Origin of the sequence: Shewanella sp. MBTL60-007 (assembly GCF_019654915.1) — a bacterium.
In the GTDB taxonomy this organism is placed as follows: Bacteria; Pseudomonadota; Gammaproteobacteria; order Enterobacterales; family Shewanellaceae; genus Shewanella.
The window spans coordinates 32,297-49,788 of sequence record NZ_BPET01000029.1 but is presented as its reverse complement, the minus strand read 5'-3'; the positions used below and the strand labels follow the sequence as shown (position 1 = coordinate 49,788).

General features: G+C 48.2%; 16 protein-coding genes. 6 read left to right on the top strand and 10 right to left on the bottom strand.

The annotated features are described in order from the left end of the window. Positions 1-132 precede the first annotated feature (132 nt). The 3 genes from K5Q92_RS12635 to K5Q92_RS12625 form a co-directional block, all read right to left on the bottom strand. Positions 133-1,071, bottom strand: a complete 939-nt coding sequence (locus K5Q92_RS12635) for a pseudouridine synthase (RefSeq protein ID WP_220769356.1) — start codon at positions 1,069-1,071, stop codon at positions 133-135. Between the two features lie 58 nt (positions 1,072-1,129). Then, complete coding sequence (locus tag K5Q92_RS12630) at positions 1,130-1,723, bottom strand: LON peptidase substrate-binding domain-containing protein (protein ID WP_220769355.1); 594 nt, start codon at positions 1,721-1,723, stop codon at positions 1,130-1,132. A 163-nt stretch (positions 1,724-1,886) separates the two neighbouring features. Continuing rightward, positions 1,887-2,942, bottom strand: a complete 1,056-nt coding sequence (locus K5Q92_RS12625) for an alpha/beta hydrolase (RefSeq protein ID WP_220769354.1) — start codon at positions 2,940-2,942, stop codon at positions 1,887-1,889. A gap of 275 nt (positions 2,943-3,217) precedes the next feature. Between K5Q92_RS12625 and K5Q92_RS12620 the strand changes: the two genes are divergently transcribed. From K5Q92_RS12620 to K5Q92_RS12610, 3 genes are all read left to right on the top strand, one after another. Continuing rightward, entirely contained in the window at positions 3,218-3,679 is a 462-nt protein-coding gene (locus K5Q92_RS12620) for a YhcH/YjgK/YiaL family protein (RefSeq protein WP_220769353.1), read from the top strand. A gap of 107 nt (positions 3,680-3,786) precedes the next feature. Continuing rightward, positions 3,787-4,323 carry a protein tyrosine phosphatase family protein gene (locus K5Q92_RS12615; protein ID WP_220769352.1) on the top strand — a complete coding sequence of 179 codons (537 nt, stop codon included), beginning with the start codon at positions 3,787-3,789 and terminating at the stop codon, positions 4,321-4,323. Positions 4,324-4,696: 373 nt separating this feature from the next. Then, positions 4,697-6,982: an aminotransferase class V-fold PLP-dependent enzyme gene (locus K5Q92_RS12610; protein WP_220769351.1), complete on the top strand. Its 2,286-nt coding sequence runs from the start codon at positions 4,697-4,699 to the stop codon at positions 6,980-6,982. Positions 6,983-7,044: 62 nt separating this feature from the next. Here the strand turns inward: K5Q92_RS12610 and mepA are convergent, their stop codons facing one another. The 7 genes from mepA to K5Q92_RS12575 form a co-directional block, all read right to left on the bottom strand. After that, a complete protein-coding gene (gene mepA, locus K5Q92_RS12605; RefSeq protein WP_220769350.1) occupies positions 7,045-7,920 on the bottom strand; it encodes a penicillin-insensitive murein endopeptidase in 876 nt (291 codons plus the stop codon). A gap of 412 nt (positions 7,921-8,332) precedes the next feature. Further along, positions 8,333-11,557 carry an efflux RND transporter permease subunit gene (locus K5Q92_RS12600; RefSeq protein ID WP_220769349.1) on the bottom strand — a complete coding sequence of 1,075 codons (3,225 nt, stop codon included), beginning with the start codon at positions 11,555-11,557 and terminating at the stop codon, positions 8,333-8,335. 12 nt (positions 11,558-11,569) lie between these two features. Then, positions 11,570-12,946 (bottom strand): efflux RND transporter periplasmic adaptor subunit, encoded by a 1,377-nt coding sequence (locus K5Q92_RS12595; RefSeq protein WP_220769348.1) that lies wholly within the window; start codon positions 12,944-12,946, stop codon positions 11,570-11,572. Between the two features lie 10 nt (positions 12,947-12,956). Continuing rightward, entirely contained in the window at positions 12,957-14,279 is a 1,323-nt protein-coding gene (locus K5Q92_RS12590; RefSeq protein WP_220769347.1) for a TolC family protein, read from the bottom strand. Positions 14,280-14,560: 281 nt separating this feature from the next. Then, positions 14,561-14,965, bottom strand: coding sequence for a hypothetical protein (locus tag K5Q92_RS12585; RefSeq protein ID WP_220769365.1), 405 nt, complete (start codon positions 14,963-14,965; stop codon positions 14,561-14,563). A 184-nt stretch (positions 14,966-15,149) separates the two neighbouring features. Beyond that, the gene (locus K5Q92_RS12580) at positions 15,150-15,326 is read right to left on the bottom strand and encodes a DUF3012 domain-containing protein (protein WP_012275728.1); all 177 of its coding nucleotides are present in this window, start codon (positions 15,324-15,326) and stop codon (positions 15,150-15,152) included. A 73-nt stretch (positions 15,327-15,399) separates the two neighbouring features. Then, positions 15,400-15,771, bottom strand: coding sequence for an STAS/SEC14 domain-containing protein (locus tag K5Q92_RS12575; protein WP_220769346.1), 372 nt, complete (start codon positions 15,769-15,771; stop codon positions 15,400-15,402). A gap of 194 nt (positions 15,772-15,965) precedes the next feature. On the opposite strand from K5Q92_RS12575, the gene arfB reads away from it, so the two are divergent. The 3 genes from arfB to accB all read left to right on the top strand — a co-directional run bounded on the left by arfB (position 15,966) and on the right by accB (position 17,465). Then, positions 15,966-16,388 (top strand): alternative ribosome rescue aminoacyl-tRNA hydrolase ArfB, encoded by a 423-nt coding sequence (gene arfB / locus K5Q92_RS12570; RefSeq protein WP_220769345.1) that lies wholly within the window; start codon positions 15,966-15,968, stop codon positions 16,386-16,388. Positions 16,389-16,538: 150 nt separating this feature from the next. Then, on the top strand, positions 16,539-16,994 hold the full coding sequence (gene aroQ, locus K5Q92_RS12565; protein WP_220769344.1) for a type II 3-dehydroquinate dehydratase: 456 nt from the start codon (positions 16,539-16,541) through the stop codon (positions 16,992-16,994). A gap of 9 nt (positions 16,995-17,003) precedes the next feature. Beyond that, positions 17,004-17,465, top strand: coding sequence for an acetyl-CoA carboxylase biotin carboxyl carrier protein (accB, locus tag K5Q92_RS12560; RefSeq protein WP_220769343.1), 462 nt, complete (start codon positions 17,004-17,006; stop codon positions 17,463-17,465). Positions 17,466-17,492: the final 27 nt, after the last annotated feature.

Here is a 17,492-nt window from a genome sequence, read left to right as displayed (position 1 = left end):
TAGGTGCTAGGTAAAAGCTAAGATGTAACAGCCGATAACGGCTAAGACGGTAAGAGCCGGAAAGAAGCCGAGAAAGCAAAGACGGAAAAGCAAAAGCTAAAAGATAAAAACTGAATGCCGCCTGAGATCGCACTATAGCAATCCGACTTCATCCCGTAGGTTAAATCCGTTACAACTCACATCTACAACCTCTTGAGTGATTGGGTCGGTGAAACATAAACGCTGCGCCATCAGCTTCAGTGGTTTTGCAAAATCATCTGGCGCTTTATCAAGTAACTCAGGGTAGAGTCTGTCATTTAAAAGCGGCATGCCTAGGCTCATCATATGCACCCTTAATTGATGGGTTCTTCCGGTCACCGGCTCTAACTCAAACAGCCCATAACCGTTATACACCTCTATTAAGCGGATCTTAGAGTGGCTATTGGCTTCGCCATCACTTATACACATCAAGAAACTGGGAACAGTTTTCTGCAAACGATTCTTAACCGTCCACACCATAGGAAGCGTCAATGTGCCTTTGGCGATCATCGCTTTAATTTCACTACTTAATGGCGCTATCGCTTGATAGGTCTTACGGATCTGACCACTCTTAAACAGCTCATGATAATCATGACGAGTGGCGCTACTTAGGCTAAGCAACATCACGCCCGCAGTGGCTCTGTCCAAGCGGTGCGCCGCAACAATCTCTTGATTACCCGTTTTAATCCGCAGCCTGTTGACCAAGCACTCATTGACGAAGTTACCGCTCGGATTCACTGCCAGAAAGTGAGGCTTGAATACCAACATAAACTCACTAGTCTGCCGCAAGATCTGCTCCTCAAAGGGAATTATCGACTCCTGCTCGACTTCACGGTAATAGTAGACCCGCTCACGGGGGATAAAGGCAGTCTCTAGAGTAATAGACGTGCCATCTCGCCAATGCACTTTGCCATCAAGGATACGGGTTTGCCACACGCTTTCCGCTATCGCAGGAAACCTACTCACAAGAAAGCTAAACACAGTCGGTTTATCGGTTACCGTATCCGGTAACACCACATAGGAAGCTTGGGTAGCACGAACAGAGGAACTCATAAGACTCAAACAGTAAAAGTGTGCAAAACAAGGTGGCGCTACTTTACCAAAACTCAGCTTAAGAGTGTTGATTATCTCTCGCGTGGGACTTAATCAACTCGAGTACGAAGTTCATGGTTTTATGGCAATTGGGCTGATTAAGCAAACGTAACTTATCTTGATTATACAGGGGTAACACCTCTAACCAGCGCTGACTCACCCAAGTGGCATCTTCAAGGTGTACATCGTTCTCATAGAGGCCGAACAACTCGGGGTTAACCTCATAAAACTGCTGCAGTGCGGCACTGATAAGCTCAAACTCCCCATAGATGGGCTCCTGCTGCCAGTTGCTACAAGGCAACACTCGGCAGATCCAAGTGCCATCTTTACGCTCGGCCGCAGAAAGGATCTTAACCCTTTGCTTACCTTCGAGTATGATCCCTAATGAATCATCATCGAGTTGATTAAAATCAATCACCTCACATTGAGTCGCAGTATCATAGCAGGGCGGGGTACTATTGGGCTTACTCATGCCAAATACCAACGGATAGTGCCCCTTGAGGGACTCGGCAATCATCTTCATACAGCGAGGAGCTATCACGCGGATCTCGACCCGCCCTCCAGGTAACAATAGAGCGTCGTGCGCTAGTAATGCCATCTCTTTAGTCTGCATAATAACCTCCCCCTCGAATAGGTAGGTCACATCATTTTTAAAGTCGCGAATAATGCTTAAAGTGTAGCAGCTGAACAAATTTCAGCCAGCACACCTCATCTCGCGACACCTACTAAATAGACAGGGAAACAGACAGTTTTATTACCCCCTTCATACCATAGAGCTATAGCCTTTCTAGGCGCTCATGGAACACTTTTTTATCGATAATTTCAGCTAAATCATCGGCTAAGACCTGACTCATCGCCGCCGCTTTACGCCAGTATTTAATTCTTGAGTCGCTGTCTAAGCGCTTAAAGTCTTCTCGGTCGGGTAGCTTGCCATAGGGCAGGCTCTGTAAGTAGCTATCGGTTGGTGCCAGAATCAGTGCATTATCGTAATTATCTCTAGCCAGTCGCCAAGAGAGCGATTTATCGAACCAGCCCGGCGACATCTTGGGGTAAAAATGCGGATACAAGGTCAAGCCTTGGCTATGGTTGAGTGGCAGATCGAAATGGTAATCTGTGATCCCGCCATCGTAATAATGCCCCTTAGGCGCACCATGGATCCTCTTTACCGGCGCTAGCACCCAAGGGATAGAGCCCGTAGCCAATAACACTTGGTGAATATTACTCTGAGAAAGCGAATAGAACTGACTCGGTAGATCCCTAAGCCCTGCAAAGGGAGAGGAGTCTTGTTCAACACCAAAGATACAACGCTTAAAATGCCAAGAGAGACTCTTACGGCTGACTAAGTTTGTCATCGCCGCCGTCGCTAATCCAAGGGCCAGCGGCGCTTGTCCACCTAGGCGATTAATATGTCGAGCCTGACAGGCAATATAGTGGCTATTGATCTTGGAATGACTGACTATCTCATCTGCGCCACAGCTGCCCAGCAAGCCTTCGATAATCTCGGTCACCTGCTGTGAGACTTCTATCGCTGTAGGCTTGGTATCGTAGCGCTGACCGATATAGAGCTCCTCTAAACGATCATAAGCACTGCGCGGATTTTCCTGAGCGAGGCACGCGAGTCGCCATGCCCCAGATGAAGCACCAAGGGTATGCAGCGGTTGCTTTAAGTCTTTAAAAAACTCGGTAAACAGGTAACGGTCAAGCCCTGCGATGCCTATCCACTTAGGCCCACCTGAGGCGGCAAGTAACTGTGAAAACAGCTCAGGTTTAAAGCCATGCTCACTGAGCGTTTGATAGGCCTTAGGCCCTGCAATCAATCGTAACGAAGACACATTCATCCCTAATGTTGAGTTGTTTTACTTTCAAGCAGTTCAAATCCCTACCCTAAACTTGATACTAAATGGACGCAATAGAGAAGCACGATGGAGATCAGTGAAAAAGCCTTAAGGAAGGTCAGGTGTAGAAATAGATCGAATTTCAGGTCAACTCTTGTATCGCCTAAATCAAGTTAACGCTACACTTCGCCCTATAAAACGGCGCGTCAATTGACGAGCCTTTGACTTAACTAATTTTAATGGTCAACTTTGACCTATTGTGAGCAAACATCATGATTGTTGATACTTTAGCGAACCGCCAAATCTACACTGGGATCAATCCACGCATTGCTAAAGCCCTCGAACATCTCGCTACGACCGATTTTAGTCAGCTGGAAGTAGGCAAGTATGAGCTAGAAGGCAAAGATCTGTTCGTCATCGTTAACGATTACCAGACTAAGCCTAAAGAGCTTGAGCCATTCGAAGTTCACCAGCAGTATATTGATGTGCAGTATGTGGTGAGTGGTGAAGAGGAGTTCGGTTATCTTCCTTTGGCTAACCAGACACCATCGAAGGCCTACAACAGCGAACATGACTACGCCAACTTTGATTATGAGTCCAATAAAGATGATGCCGCGTTTATTCCACTAAAAGCAGGCATGTTTGCGCTGTTCTTCCCCGGTGATATCCATATGCCAGGCACTGGGGCTAACGCTAGCCAAGTGCGTAAAGTGGTGATTAAGGTCAAAGTCTAAATATTACGTCTAAGTATTAAGGCTAACTATCTGTTCTGATTATTGAACTTATGCATTAAGGCTAACTCTTATACAAGTTAATATTGAGTACACAAAAGGAAACCAAGATGCGCTTTATTTTATTACTCACTAGCTTGCTTAGCCCTATGGCGTTTGCAGCCATTACGCCAGATGCTTTACAGCAGGTAAAAGCTGTGCAGTTTAATAGTAACAAGGTAATAACGGCAGGCTTGCCAACGCAACCTCAATTCAAAGTACTTAAAGAGTCTGGTGTAGAACTAGTGATTAACTTAATCCCCAAAGATAATCCTACTGGTTATGCCAATGAAGCAGAGCTAGTTAAACAAGCTGGCATGGATTACGCGCAAATTGATGTGGACTGGAAACAGCCTACTGTTGCGAATGTTCAACAGTTTTTTGCCATAATGGACGCTAACCAAGACAAAGATATTTTAGTGCACTGCGCGGCCAATTATCGAGCGTCTGCCTTTTATTATTTGTACCAGTTAAAACGCGGCCAAAGCGACTCTGAAGCTTACCAACAACAAGTCATGGCACCATGGGGAGAGCTTTCAAAAAGCTTAATAGAATACCCTCAATGGCAGGTTCTTATTGATCAGGTAAAGTCTGACATAGCCCAATAGTACTTGCTTTACCAAACTGAACGCCCTCTTCTGAAAAGCGCCTATCTAGGCGCTTTTTGGCAAACTAATTCAAGGCGAATAGCTAAAAGAATGGTTGTTCCCATGTGATGCTGCTCAACGCAAAAGTAGTCAGCCAAAAACGCCCTAAAATAGTGAGCTTTTGCGGTTATGATGCTGTTCTCCCTAGAGCAACTTAGCGCGCTCTAACACTCAAATAAAAACCGCATAAAAACCTCGCCAACACAAAAATGTGATCTTGATCATTATTCTCAAGCTGCTAATATACCCCCGCAGAATTAGATATTCCAAAAAAGAATATAGAGCGTTACATAATAAAAATAACAGCAAAAATAACGACAAAGAGCCTTTAATCATGAATAGTAACAATGAGTTAGCCCAAGTCTACCTAGATGCTAATGCAACCACTCCTGTGCTGCCAGAAGCCGCTGCCGCCGCACTCTCAGCCATGGAAACCCTATTTGGTAATCCAAGCAGTAGCCATATCACTGGTTTGAAGGCTAAAGATCTCATGGAACAGACTCGCCAAAGAGCACAAACTTTGCTCGGAACGGGAAAGGGAAAACTCATTTTTACCAGTGGCGCAACCGAAGGGATCCAGACAGCCATTCTATCGGCGCTACTTGCAGCTAAAAACCAGATCCAAGCAGGGCAAAGCTATAGTGTGCTCTATGGTGCTACCGAACACAAAGCCGTGCCTGAATCGCTAAAACATTGGCTAACCGTATTAGATATACCGGCGCAGATCATGGCGATTCCTGTCGATGAATTTGGGATTCTAGATAAAGAGTTTATTCGTCAACACGCAGCCAATGCGTTAATGATCTGCACCATGGCCGTGAACAATGAAACCGGCGTCTTTCAAGATCTTCAACAGCTAGAGAAAACCATTCGTGACGCAAACCCCAATACCTTTTGGATGGTCGACTGCGTACAAGCACTGGGTAAAACGGCACTAAATCTTGCGCAAACCAGCATAGATTACGCTCCTTTTAGTGGCCACAAACTTTATGCGCCTAAGGGGATCGGCTTTGTTTATATTCGCGACGGCGCGCCCTTCACTCCCTTTATAGCTGGTGGCGGTCAGGAGAGTGGCCTACGCTCAGGCACAGAAAACCTGCCAGGTATGGCGGCGCTCAATGTCATATTTAAGATGTTGCTGTGCCCCCAAGACTCTGCTTTTCACGACCGCCAAACCTTGCAAGGTTATCGCCAACAAATTGCCGACACATTAACCAAGTGCTTTCCCCGCATCGTCTTTAATAACAGCTTCGAGCACAGCGTGCCTACGACGATTAATTTTGCCGTACCTAGCTTTAGCAGCAAAGAGATCATGGATCTCTTCGATGCCGCCAATATTCGTGTCAGCTCAGGCTCAGCTTGCAGCTCTAAAGTGACCCGCAGTTTTGTGCTCGATGCCATGGGCCTGCCAGCTTGGCAAAGTGAGTCGGCCATCAGGATGTCATTTGGCCCTGCCATGACCCAAGCCGATGTGACTCTTGCTTGTGAACGTATAAAAATCGCATCACAAGCCTTAACTCAAAGCTGTATGGTGTTAGATTACTCCCGTGATATCGACGATAAAACGCCGTTAGACGGCTTACTACAACTAGGCGCTGGCGCTAGCTGCACTTGGGTCTATGTTGATAGAAACAGCCAGCAGGCGGTAATTATCGACCCGCTTCCTGAATTACAGCATAGACTCGATACACTACTGCAATGCCAGCAGCTTGAGGTAAAAGCGATTATTGACACCCACGGGCACGCAGACCATGTCTCGGGGCGTGAGGTGTTAGCGAACCGCTACTTGGCCAATCAAGATAGCGATATTCTAGGCTGGCCTTATCAGACTCAAACTGTTGAGCATTTAGGCACTCAATATGAGTCGATTGCGATTGGCGAACTGCAACTGGTCAAGTTGCCCACTCCGGGACACACTGCCGATAGCATTAGCCTGATCCTGTGCCCAATGAATTTAGGCGATAAGACTCTGCAGCAACAAGCCAAATTCGCTTTTTGTGGCGACACCATTTTGATGGGCAGCCTAGGTCGAACCAACTTTGACTCAAGCTCAAGCGAGGCTCTATTTCATAGTCTTAAGTTACTTAATCACACTATAAGCCCTGAGACTCTCATCTGTGCCAGCCATGATTACAACCATGAATTCACCACGACTCTGCCAGCTGAAATGTCACGCAACACCTTGCTTAATGCCGTGCTCAAGGAACAGGTGTCACTGGACGACTTCACTGTTCGTAAGGCGCATTTAGACAGTCATCTCAATGATGAAGTGGGCACAGAGATCATGTGTGGTGCCTACGTAGGGAGTTGCGATAAGTCAGTAATCAATGAATATGATGCTAAGAGCCTAGCCGCCGCGATAAACAGTAAAGATGAGCTACGGATAATCGACATTCGTGAGCCCCATGAATACGCGCTTAGCCACCCACAGGAGTCGAGTCAAAACGTGCCTTTAACTCGACTCGTGCAATTTATCCATGAGCACCAACACCAAAAAGATAAGCCATGGGTACTGGTTTGTCGCAGTGGCAGTCGCTCGATGGTCGCCGCCCAAGCTATGCACCGATTAGGCTTTTCACACATTTCTCACCTTAAAGGCGGCTACGCGTTAAGCCATTAGCCAATTAATCAATATCGAAAAACAGAAGCTGCTAATAATAGCGGCTTCTGTTTTTAGCTCCTTTATTTAGCAGCAAGCATCAAGGAACACTGCTCAGGTTTTACCTTAGCTTTTTTCATTTTGGGCTTACTGGCAGACTTATTAGCCTTGGCTATTTGAGTAGGCTGAGTTTGCGTCAACTGACGCTTCCACCAACCAAGTTCATGGCAACCATTGCCAACGGGTATGCTAGCCTGCTCCCGACAGAGGGGATTGCCTCTTGGGCAACTGAGCCTGACATGCATATGATAAGTATGACCCCACCAAGGGCGTACCTTATTGAGCCAGACATCATTCTCTAGGCCTAAATCACACAAGTGCTGTTTTATCACCGGGCTCACAAAAATCCGTGCGACTCGCTCATCCAGTGCAGCTTGTTTTATCATCTGCGTCTGCGCACTCGACCACAACTGAGTGTCGAGTTTAAACAGCTTCTTATCAACAAGCTCTAGTGCTGTAGGGCGGGCTAACTCCGCCGTAGTGAGTGGCTTACTCGCTTGTTTGAACCAAACATCCACATCTAAGCCTGTCTGATGGCTACTGTGGCCTTGAGTGAAGTTGCCTCCTCGTGGCATAGACATATCACCAATTAAAATATCATCACTACCCTGCCGATTGAGGCTAGCGGCAAACTGCCGAATGAATTCGATAAGCGCCGGATGCCCGTAGTATCTGTGTCGCTGAGGGCGGATAACTTGATAGCCTTCACCATCGAGCGGCAAAGCCTGAGCCCCTTTTAGGCAACCATTAGCATAACTGCCGATAGCGCTGGCTTGACTGGCATAGGGAGTATCGGCTGCCTCCCATAGATTAGCTATCGCTACCGAGGAAGCCATTAAGCTTAAACCCACAAATACCAGCGTCCCCAGTAAGCTCATCCACAACTTACTCGCCAACATAATCACCTCAAAATTTGCTTTTAAGATTATCCATAAAGATAGCTGAGATTTGCGATGATGAGTAACCAAGTAGCTGGGGTTAGCTGAAAAGCTACAGGGAGAAAAAAGGGCGGGAGAAGTTAAAGTGAAATGGATACATTAAAAATGCGGAGCACTCCTGCTCCGCGTACTAAATAAGCCAGCCACGTTAGGTAGGATATTCATATAAGATGGTTAGGCATAACCGCAAACTGAGTTTCAGCTCGCGCCTTAATAAACAGAGTACCAATTAGCGACTCGCGAACCGTATCGAAAAAACAAGATGCAGCGATGATGGCAGACTAATGCATCACCGCCATTATCAAGCTCTCTTTACCTTCCTTGGTAAAGAATGAATTAACCACGCCTCAAGAGAGGCGTGAACAGATAAGCATTACTTACGATCTTGGTAGATCCAACGATAAAGCGTTGGCAACACCAGTAAGGTAAGCGCTGTCGAACTAAACAGACCGCCGATAATCACCACTGCCAGTGGCTGCTGGATCTCACTACCCACTCCCGAAGAAAGCAGAATCGGGATCAAGCCTAGGGCCGATGTCAACGCCGTCATCAATACCGGACGCAGACGCCCAACCGTACCTTCGTAAACCGCATCATAGAGTGACTCATCAGTCTCCTCTTTAACGCTGGCTCGACGCTGGTTAATCGAGTCCACCAACACCACTCCGTTGAGCACTGCCACACCGAATAGTGTGATAAAGCCGATAGAGCTTGGTACAGAAAGATAAGTGCTACTAGCAAATAACGCGACCACACCACCAATCAACGCTAGAGGTACGTTAGCCATGATTAAGCCCACCTGCTTCACCGAACCAAATGAGAAGTAGAGTAGCAAGGCAATCAAGGCGATAGAGATTGGCACCACTAGCATCAGCTTTTGCTGGGCGCGCTGCTGGTTCTCATACTGGCCACCAACAACTACGGTATAGCCCGGCGGCAGTTCAGCCTGTGGCACAATCGCGTAAATGTCGTTTACCACTGAGCCCATGTCACGATCTGACACGTTAGCCTGTACCACCACACGGCGCTGAACGTCGTCGCGACGAATGTTTGGCGGCGCCATCTCAATGACCACATCGGCCACTTCACCTAGACGCACGGTTGCACCGCTCACACCGGTGAGTAGCAGATCTTCTAGGATATCTGGCGAGCTACGATACTGCTCAGCTAAACGCACATAGATGTCGTATCGAGCGTTACCGTCGATCACCTGCCCCGCGCTCGCACCACCTACGCCTTGGCTAACTAATGCCATGACCTCATCGACACTGATACCATAACGCGCTAACTGATCACGCTTAGGGCGAACCACTAACTGCGCCTCACCACTGACCTGCTCCAATGACACATCCACTGCGCCTGGGATCTGTGCCACCAACTCTGTTAGCACTTGGCCGCGCTCAGACAACACATCTAAGTCTGGGCCAAAGATCTTAATCGCAAGCTGCGCCTTTACCCCAGACAGCAACTCATCGACGCGAGTCGCAATTGGCTGAGAAAAGGTAAACAACAGACCAGGATAGACGTTAAGTTTCTCCTCCATCTTACGCTGAAGCTCGAAGCGGTTGGTCGCACTAACCCAATCTTCAACAGGCTTAAGACCAATATAGATCTCGATGTTGTTCACTGGCTCAGGGTCGCCACCTAGCTCGGCGGCGCCGATGCGGCTAAGGGCATAGTCTACTTCAGGGAACTCAAGCAGCAGCGCCTCAAGTTTTGGCGCCACATCTAAAGAGGTCGCAAGACTAGCCGTTGGCGCGAGAGTCACACGTAAGTTAATGGTGCCCTCCTCTAGCTCGGGCACGAACTCGGTACCAAGCCTTGGCAGAAGCATCATGCTCATTGCAAACATCACAACCGCAGTGATCACCACCACTTTAGGGTGCGCCATGGTTGAACTTAATAGCTTACGATAAACCGATTCAATCGGCTTAAGTACCGCACTCTCGCGCAATACCACACCACGCTTAAACAGGTACACCGCTAGCGCTGGCACGGCAATCAAAGCCACTAACAAGGCCGAGATCATCGCTAGGATAATACTCACTGCCATCGGCTGGAATAACTTACCTTCAACGCCTTCTAAGGCAAACAGCGGCGCAAAGACAACTATGATGATCGCAGTCGCGAAGAAGATTGGGCTACACACCTCTTTCGCCGCTAGCATGACGCGCATGGCGATACCCGTACTGGACTCATCATGAGCCGTGGTTTGGGTGCCATCTTCATCGGCGTGGTATGGATCGTCTTCGCCAGACCCACGCTTCATAGCATTGGCAAGATGACGTCTATCAGGCTGAGTCAGATGCTTGAAGATGTTTTCCACCATCACAACCGAGCCGTCTACCAGCATACCGATTGCTACGGCTAAGCCACCTAAAGACATCAAGTTAGCCGACATGCCAAAGTAAGACATCACCAACAGCGCAAGCCCGATAGACACAGGAATTGACAGCAACACCAACATGGTCGCACGGATGTTAACGAGGAACAGCGCCAAAATAACCACGATAAACACGAATGCCATCAACAGGGCATCACGTACCGTCGTCACCGCTTGGTTCACGAGATCTGATTGGTCATAGAAGACTTCAAACGACACACCATCCGGTAGCGCCTGTTCAATCATTGCCGTACGAGCGCTGATGTCATCGATGGTTTCTTTGGTGTTAGCACCCATGCGCTTAAGCACCACGCCAGCAACCACTTCACCTAGGTCTTGAGCATTACCCGCCTCGTCGCGGCGAGTCATAGTCACAGCACCGACACGAATTTCGCTGCCGTAATCCACTTTGGCGATATCACCCACACGCACGGGCGTACCAGCGACTTCAGTCAATGGAATTTGTGCGATAGCCTTTAGGCCTGCATCACCCGATGGCAACATACCATAGCCACGTACCACCAGCTGCTCTTGACCTTGGTCCATAAACCAACCACCAGCGTTGCGGTTATTGCTCTCCAACGCGCTGGTCACCTGCGCCATAGATAGGCCGTAACTCAATAGTTTATTAGGCTCTATTTGCACCTGATACTGACGAACTTCACCACCGAAAGATAATACCTCGGTCACGCCGCCTACAGGCATCATCAATAGTTTGACCATGTAGTCGTTGATGCTACGCAGTTCTGATGCATTAACACCCGACTCAGGTGAGGCACGTAAGATATATTGATAGATCTGCCCCAGACCCGAGGTATTCGGACCAATTTCAGGCACACCGACCCCGTCAGGGATCATCTCACGCGCAGCCTGTAGCTGTTCAAATACCTGCTGGCGCGCGAAATAGATATCCGTGCCTTCCGCAAATACCACGGTCACAATAGACAAACCAGTACGAGAAAGTGAGCGCACCTCTGTCACCGCAGGTAGGGCGTACATCGCCGACTCGACCGGGTAGCTGATCAGTTTCTCTACTTCTTCTGCCGCTAAGCCTTCGGCGGCGGTGTTAACCGTTACCTGAACATTGGTCACATCAGGAAAGGCATCTAAATTTAGTTTTGGTAGCATGGCTACGCTGGCAATAATCAAGCCGGCCAGCGCAAGCACCACCAAAAGACGGTTGCGAACGGCAACGTCTATGAGTTTCTGTAACATTGCTGCAGCCTCTTAGTGATTGTGGATATCGAAACCAGATTTAGCTTGTTCAGAGGCAAGGAAAAACGCCCCCGAAATAACGACCTTGGTATCTTTCGCCAAGCCACGAACTAGGTTCATGCCGCGCTGACGTTCAACCACTTCAACCTCTAATGCTTCGAATCCCTCAGCACCCTCGATAAACACCTGCCAATGACCATCACTGCTACGAGTCAGTGCCGAATCCGGTAAGATCACTCCGCCTTTCGATGCATCCGGTAGGTACAGTTCTGCAAATTGGCCCGCGTGTAGTACATGACCAGCGTTTTCAAACGCCACTAAGATCTGCTCGGTACGGGTCACGCTATCAAGCTCATGCGAACGCCCAATAATGGTGCCTTCCATGCTCTTGTCGCCCACCTTAACCACGGTTTTGCTACCAATGCTCACCTTCTCGGCTTGAGCCGGTGTCAACTCGGCTTCAACCCATAGGTGTGACTCATCGGTTAGTTGCATCAACGCCGTACCCGCAGGCACGATTTGACCTAATAACGCGATATCTTGCTGAACACGACCGCTAATCGGTGCGATTAGCTGATAGCTACCGATAGTTTCCGGTGCATTAGCCAGTGCCTTGATCTGCGCAGGCGTCATCTTCATCGCTTCAAGCGTCGCGCGCTTAAGCTCAGCATCTACTTGCGCCTGTAAACGGCGGCTTGCGCTAACAGCACTGGCGCTCATGCGTTTTACTCGGCTCCACTCTGCCGCAGCATTGATAAAGTCGGCTTGTGCCTGAGCAACTGCTACGCCACCAAGGGTGAGTAGTACGTCGCCCTTCTTCACCTCTTGACCCGGTACTACGTTTCTTTTCAATACTCGTACATCAACCTGAGGGGCAATGGTAACGGTTCTGTCTCTATCGACCACTATGGTTGCTGTCGCTACGTCTTCTAAGCTGAAAGTTTGCTCACTAAGCTGAGCCACCTCAATCTTTGCAAGAGCTAACTGTGCGGCTGTCAGCTCGATGCCGTGAGCCTCTTCTTCCGCTTCCTCCTCGCCATGGCCGTGACCATCATCTTTTGGCTTCACTTCTTCGGCGTCGTGATCATGGCTATCTTCATGGGCATTGGCTTCTTCGGCATTGTGGTCGTGACTATCATCATGAACCGTCTCTTCTGCAGCATGGTCATGACTATCGTCTTGCGCCTTAACAAGAACGACCTCTTTCGCACCGTGATCATGACCATCACCTGCTGTGGCCAGTGTCGGTAACACAAATGCCGTAGTTAAACTCATTAAGAAGCCAAAACTCATAGCGCGAGTGATCGCATTAAGATCGAATGAACGAGATTTTTCTGTGCCGTTAGTTAGCATCATTGTTTGTACCATTTCTTTATTGTTCGTTTTCATAATCAAAGCCTTAATTCACTTGAGCAGAGGCTGTTGCAGCGCCCTGAGTCGATAGCTGACTATTGAGATAGCCTTCCAACTGTCCACTTGTCCCCATCCAGCTCAACCAGTTCTCATAAAGAGCTGACTCGAGCGCTAAGCCTGCTAAATAGCTGCCGCTCATCTGCCTCTGGCTTTGTAGATAGTCACTTGTGCTGATATCACCCGCCTGCCACTGTTGCGACAATGAGCTGGCCGCCTTTGAACCTGAGGTCAGTACTAGCTCGCTCCAGTCTTGGTAGCGCTGGGTTAATCTTGGAAGGCTTAACGAAAATTGTTTCTGCTGTTGCAGTAATGCGCGCTCTGCCGCGAGGTACGTTTGCTCAGCAATCACTATGCCTTGATTAGCGACGGCAATCGCCTCGCTATAGTTGTTGCGGATCTGCAGCGGGATCGACACTCCAACACCAAACTTATTCTCCTCACCTTCACGCTCGGCGCTAAGGCTAATACTGGGATCGGCACTGCTGTCAGCTTTGGCTTGCTCTGTGCTCACCTTAGCCAGCAAGACTTGCTGGTAAGCACTCTTAAGTGCAGGTAACTCAGGGGAGACTTGAATGTGATTTGCCTGCAACGTCAGTGCGTTAACGAAGTCCTCAAAGGGTAAATCAACATCACCAAACAGAGCTAAAACCGCACCGTCAGCAGCGATAGAGGCTTGTTCCGCTAGCGCGTAATCGGCTGCATTGCTCGCGACATCGAGCTGCATCAGTTGTAGCTCAACCTGAGACATATCACCCACCTCGGTACGCTGGCGGGCAATATCTAACTGAGCCTTAGCAATTTCAAACTGTTGGCGCTGAAACTCAAGCGCCTTACGCGCCTGGCTTTGGTTAGTTAATGCTTGCAGCCTCTCGGCCAACATCTGGTTTCGCTCAAGCACAATATTAGATAGCAAGATTTCACTCTCTAACTGAGCAATACGGGTTGCCACCCCACGCTTATCACCCCAGTCGATTGTCTGGCTGATATCCAAGCTATAGGTGTCTTCACTGGCATTTTGATAACCCAATCCTAGCTCTGGGTTATAGACGGCTTTGTCTGCCGCCTCAATGCTCATCTGTGCCTGCTGACGGCGTGCTGCTTGAGCTTGCACTTCAGGCAAGCCGTTAAAGCGTTGCATCACTTGGGGAAGCCAATCATTAAATTGGCCAACTTTGCTTGCGCTAACCTGAGCCTGAGCTTGGCTCACATTAGCCTGGCTATGGTTAGCCTCACCAGCAACAGCTTGAACTGCTGTTGCTGAGCCAGCAAAAAGCCCTAACAACAAACTAGCGATTATTGTTTTTTTCATCGCGGATCCTATCAACCCTGCAAGATCAGTTGAGACAGCAATCCTTGAATCTAGATATCACATCAGATTCAATTTGGTGCTGAATGACTCTTGCTCGGGTGTAAATCGATATTAGGTCGGCATGAATATCACCCTGCAGCTAGCGCAATAGCATTACGTCGGCCGGTCACGGCAAAATTCACACAGTATTTTGATAAAGATTTAGCGAAGAGGAAGTCAGGCTATTTGGCCACTGGGCCATAGATGGTCAACCACCAAACCGAACTTCAACCCCGATAGGGTTAAACAATTGGAGGGCGATAATCAGGAAGTTGTTCTGGAGGTAAATATTGGACATCGATACTGTTTAGCTCGTCGCTCACCGGTACTGATGGCACCATAGTAACAAATGACATGGTCGTTACATGACCACCATGACAAGGACAGTCTAAGCAAAGATCGAAGTTCTTAGATTCAGTTTTGCTCACGGTATGGCTATGTGCAGGTTCTTCGACACTCACACTCGCTTGCGGATCCAATGAGCAGGTACAGTCTACACATTCAGTGAATGTGGTCACATCGGCAGTAAACTGTAAATGCGGGTGTTGGGCACTTTCCTCCTCGTGATCTCCTAAATGCAGCTGGTGCGCGCCGATGCTGCCGCCTGCAAACTGCAGGAGGACAACGGCAATCAGCAACGCTGCCATTTTATATAGAGATTGAGGAGTAAATAAACGCAAACTGCACCTATAAATTCGGTTTAAAAATCTTAGTGTTAGCACACTCTATTCAATATGACTCGCATCATAAACGAAAGTTCACACCGAACAAGTTATTATCTAACTCTTAGTGAACTCGCTCTCATTTTCAATGCGAGCCGAACATTAATAATTATTTGAATACACAATGCTTTGCATAATCAGCAGCTTCATTCGCTGTCCAATCGCCCGATGGTTTTTCTTTCATCTGCTTACACCAAGCTTCGCTGCCAACCTCTGGAGCGCACGCGCTTAAACCAAAAACCAGTGCACAAACCAATGATAATCCTGACAGTTTAGATAAAGACATTCGTAAATCCTTCTATATTTATACGCGACATTAAAAAGCAATCTTGGCTAATGATACCAAAATTAAATCAAAATTATTCACACTGCTCGGTACGCGCAGCAACCCATTGCACGGCTAGCGCTTTTTGCTCTAGGGGATACCAAGCTACCTCACCTTGCATAAATGGCCCCATCAGCCTCACTGCATTACCAAACCAATCGGGCCCACCCACTAGCACTAGGGCGTCAAAGTTAGGCAACTGCACCTCACCACTGCCCGCTAGCGACTCATGCTGCCAGCCTTCTAACAGCACATCGGCTTCAACATAGATGCAGGTCTTGCCCGTGGTATCACGATAACTTTCGATTAGCGGCTGCATGATCTGACCATAATCTTCGGTCGACAAGCGCCCACTAGCGAATAAACTGATCACGCCCTTGGCAATATCAGGGATCTTACACAGCATAGATTGGCTCCATAACACAAAATAGCTGAAGCAATAGGTACTTCAATATTGCTTGATAATAGCAAACCCAGAGTGAAGGAAAAGTGGACTCGGCCCTTATTTGCGCTAAAAGTCTGTTAATATTGACCTAAGGCAATCTAAGACCGAGCGTGAACAGAATTCCAACACGCACTAAAAATAATGGATGTGACTTTTTGGCAGCAATAAAGATATCTAACTCAGTATCGATTCAAGACAATGAACTGGAGTGGCAATTTATCCGCTCTAGCGGCGCAGGTGGGCAACATCTCAATAAGGTGTCAACGGCGGCGCAGCTGATTTTTGATATCAAGCAATCCTCGCTACCAGAATATTATCAGCAGCGCTTGCTCGCCAAAGCCGATCATCGCATCACCAAGAGCGGCAAAATCATCATTAAGTGCCAACAGAGCCGTAGCCAAGATTTTAACCGCCAAACAGCACTGGAGCAGTTTATCGCCCTGATAGCGAGTGTAAATGCGGTGCAGAAAAAGCGCATAGCTACTAAACCGACTAAGGGCAGTCAGCGCCGCCGTGTCGATGCCAAAAAGCAAAAGGGAGCCACTAAGGCCCTAAGGCAAAATAAGCCCAGCTTTTAGTGCCGATACTTGCGCTGCTGTTGAGAAATACTCACTTATTTTGCCATTCACTCTACAATGTTCGACAAGCAGCAGTTTTTTTGTTGAAATCAACGCTATAAGCGCCCACTCACTCAGCACGCATTCAAGGTGTATAGCAAGGGAATACTCATGAGCAGTCAAGCCAAGATCCTATTAGTCAATGGTCCCAATTTAAACTTACTCGGACGTCGTGAGCCCGGTCATTATGGTCACCATACTCTGGAGCAGATTGTCGAAGATCTTAAGCAAAGCGCGGCAGCGGCCGGAGTCGAGTTAGAGCACATTCAATCCAACGCCGAGCATCTACTTATTGAGGCCATTCACAACAGTGATGCCGATATGGTGATCATCAACCCAGCCGCCTTTACCCACACAAGTGTCGCTCTTAGAGATGCTCTGCTTGGCGTCGCCATTCCCTTTATTGAGGTGCACCTTTCTAATGTGCACAGCCGCGAGCCGTTCCGTCATCACTCCTACTTTTCAGACAAAGCCATTGGCGTGATCTGCGGCTTAGGTGCCCAGGGTTATCAGTTCGCACTGCAAGCCGCGATTGCACGAATTAATGCAGCTGATAAACAAGGTTAGTAACAAGCTATGGATATTCGTAAGATCAAGAAACTGATAGAGCTAGTACAAGAATCTGATATCGCTGAACTAGAGATAAAAGAGGGTGAAGAGTCGGTACGGATCTGTCGCCACAGCCCTGTACCGATGCAGGCCAACACACAGACCTTCTTAGCACCAGCCAGCGCTGTAGCCCCAGCAACGCCTCGCCCATATACAGCTAGCAGTGATAACTATGATGACATTGCAGACGATGAGGCCCACCAGCTAATTTCACCTATGGTCGGCACCATTTACCTAATGGAAAAACAGAGTCAGCAGCCACTGTGCACCTTAGGGCAGAGAGTCACTGCCGGAGAGGTGGTCTGTATTATCGAAGCCATGACCATGAGCAATCGAATTACAGCCGACAAAACCGGCGTGATCAGCGCTATTTTGGTTGAGAATGGGCAGCAGATAGACTTTGGACAAGCTATTCTCGAGATCGAATAAGCTTACTGAAACAGAGATAACATCAAC

Bases quoted from the DNA above. Each gene is read 5' to 3' on its own strand.
- K5Q92_RS12635 (WP_220769356.1), bottom strand. From the start codon at position 1,071: ATGAGTTCCTCTGTTCGTGCTACCCAAGCTTCCTATGTGGTGTTACCG.
- K5Q92_RS12585 (WP_220769365.1), bottom strand. From the start codon at position 14,965: ATGGCAGCGTTGCTGATTGCCGTTGTCCTCCTGCAGTTTGCAGGCGGC.
- K5Q92_RS12600 (WP_220769349.1), bottom strand. From the start codon at position 11,557: ATGTTACAGAAACTCATAGACGTTGCCGTTCGCAACCGTCTTTTGGTG.
- K5Q92_RS12610 (WP_220769351.1), top strand. From the start codon at position 4,697: ATGAATAGTAACAATGAGTTAGCCCAAGTCTACCTAGATGCTAATGCA.
- aroQ (WP_220769344.1), top strand. From the start codon at position 16,539: ATGAGCAGTCAAGCCAAGATCCTATTAGTCAATGGTCCCAATTTAAAC.
- K5Q92_RS12615 (WP_220769352.1), top strand. From the start codon at position 3,787: ATGCGCTTTATTTTATTACTCACTAGCTTGCTTAGCCCTATGGCGTTT.
- accB (WP_220769343.1), top strand. From the start codon at position 17,004: ATGGATATTCGTAAGATCAAGAAACTGATAGAGCTAGTACAAGAATCT.
- K5Q92_RS12590 (WP_220769347.1), bottom strand. From the start codon at position 14,279: ATGAAAAAAACAATAATCGCTAGTTTGTTGTTAGGGCTTTTTGCTGGC.
- K5Q92_RS12620 (WP_220769353.1), top strand. From the start codon at position 3,218: ATGATTGTTGATACTTTAGCGAACCGCCAAATCTACACTGGGATCAAT.
- K5Q92_RS12575 (WP_220769346.1), bottom strand. From the start codon at position 15,771: ATGCTGTGTAAGATCCCTGATATTGCCAAGGGCGTGATCAGTTTATTC.
- mepA (WP_220769350.1), bottom strand. From the start codon at position 7,920: ATGTTGGCGAGTAAGTTGTGGATGAGCTTACTGGGGACGCTGGTATTT.
- K5Q92_RS12580 (WP_012275728.1), bottom strand. From the start codon at position 15,326: ATGTCTTTATCTAAACTGTCAGGATTATCATTGGTTTGTGCACTGGTT.
- K5Q92_RS12630 (WP_220769355.1), bottom strand. From the start codon at position 1,723: ATGCAGACTAAAGAGATGGCATTACTAGCGCACGACGCTCTATTGTTA.
- K5Q92_RS12595 (WP_220769348.1), bottom strand. From the start codon at position 12,946: ATGAAAACGAACAATAAAGAAATGGTACAAACAATGATGCTAACTAAC.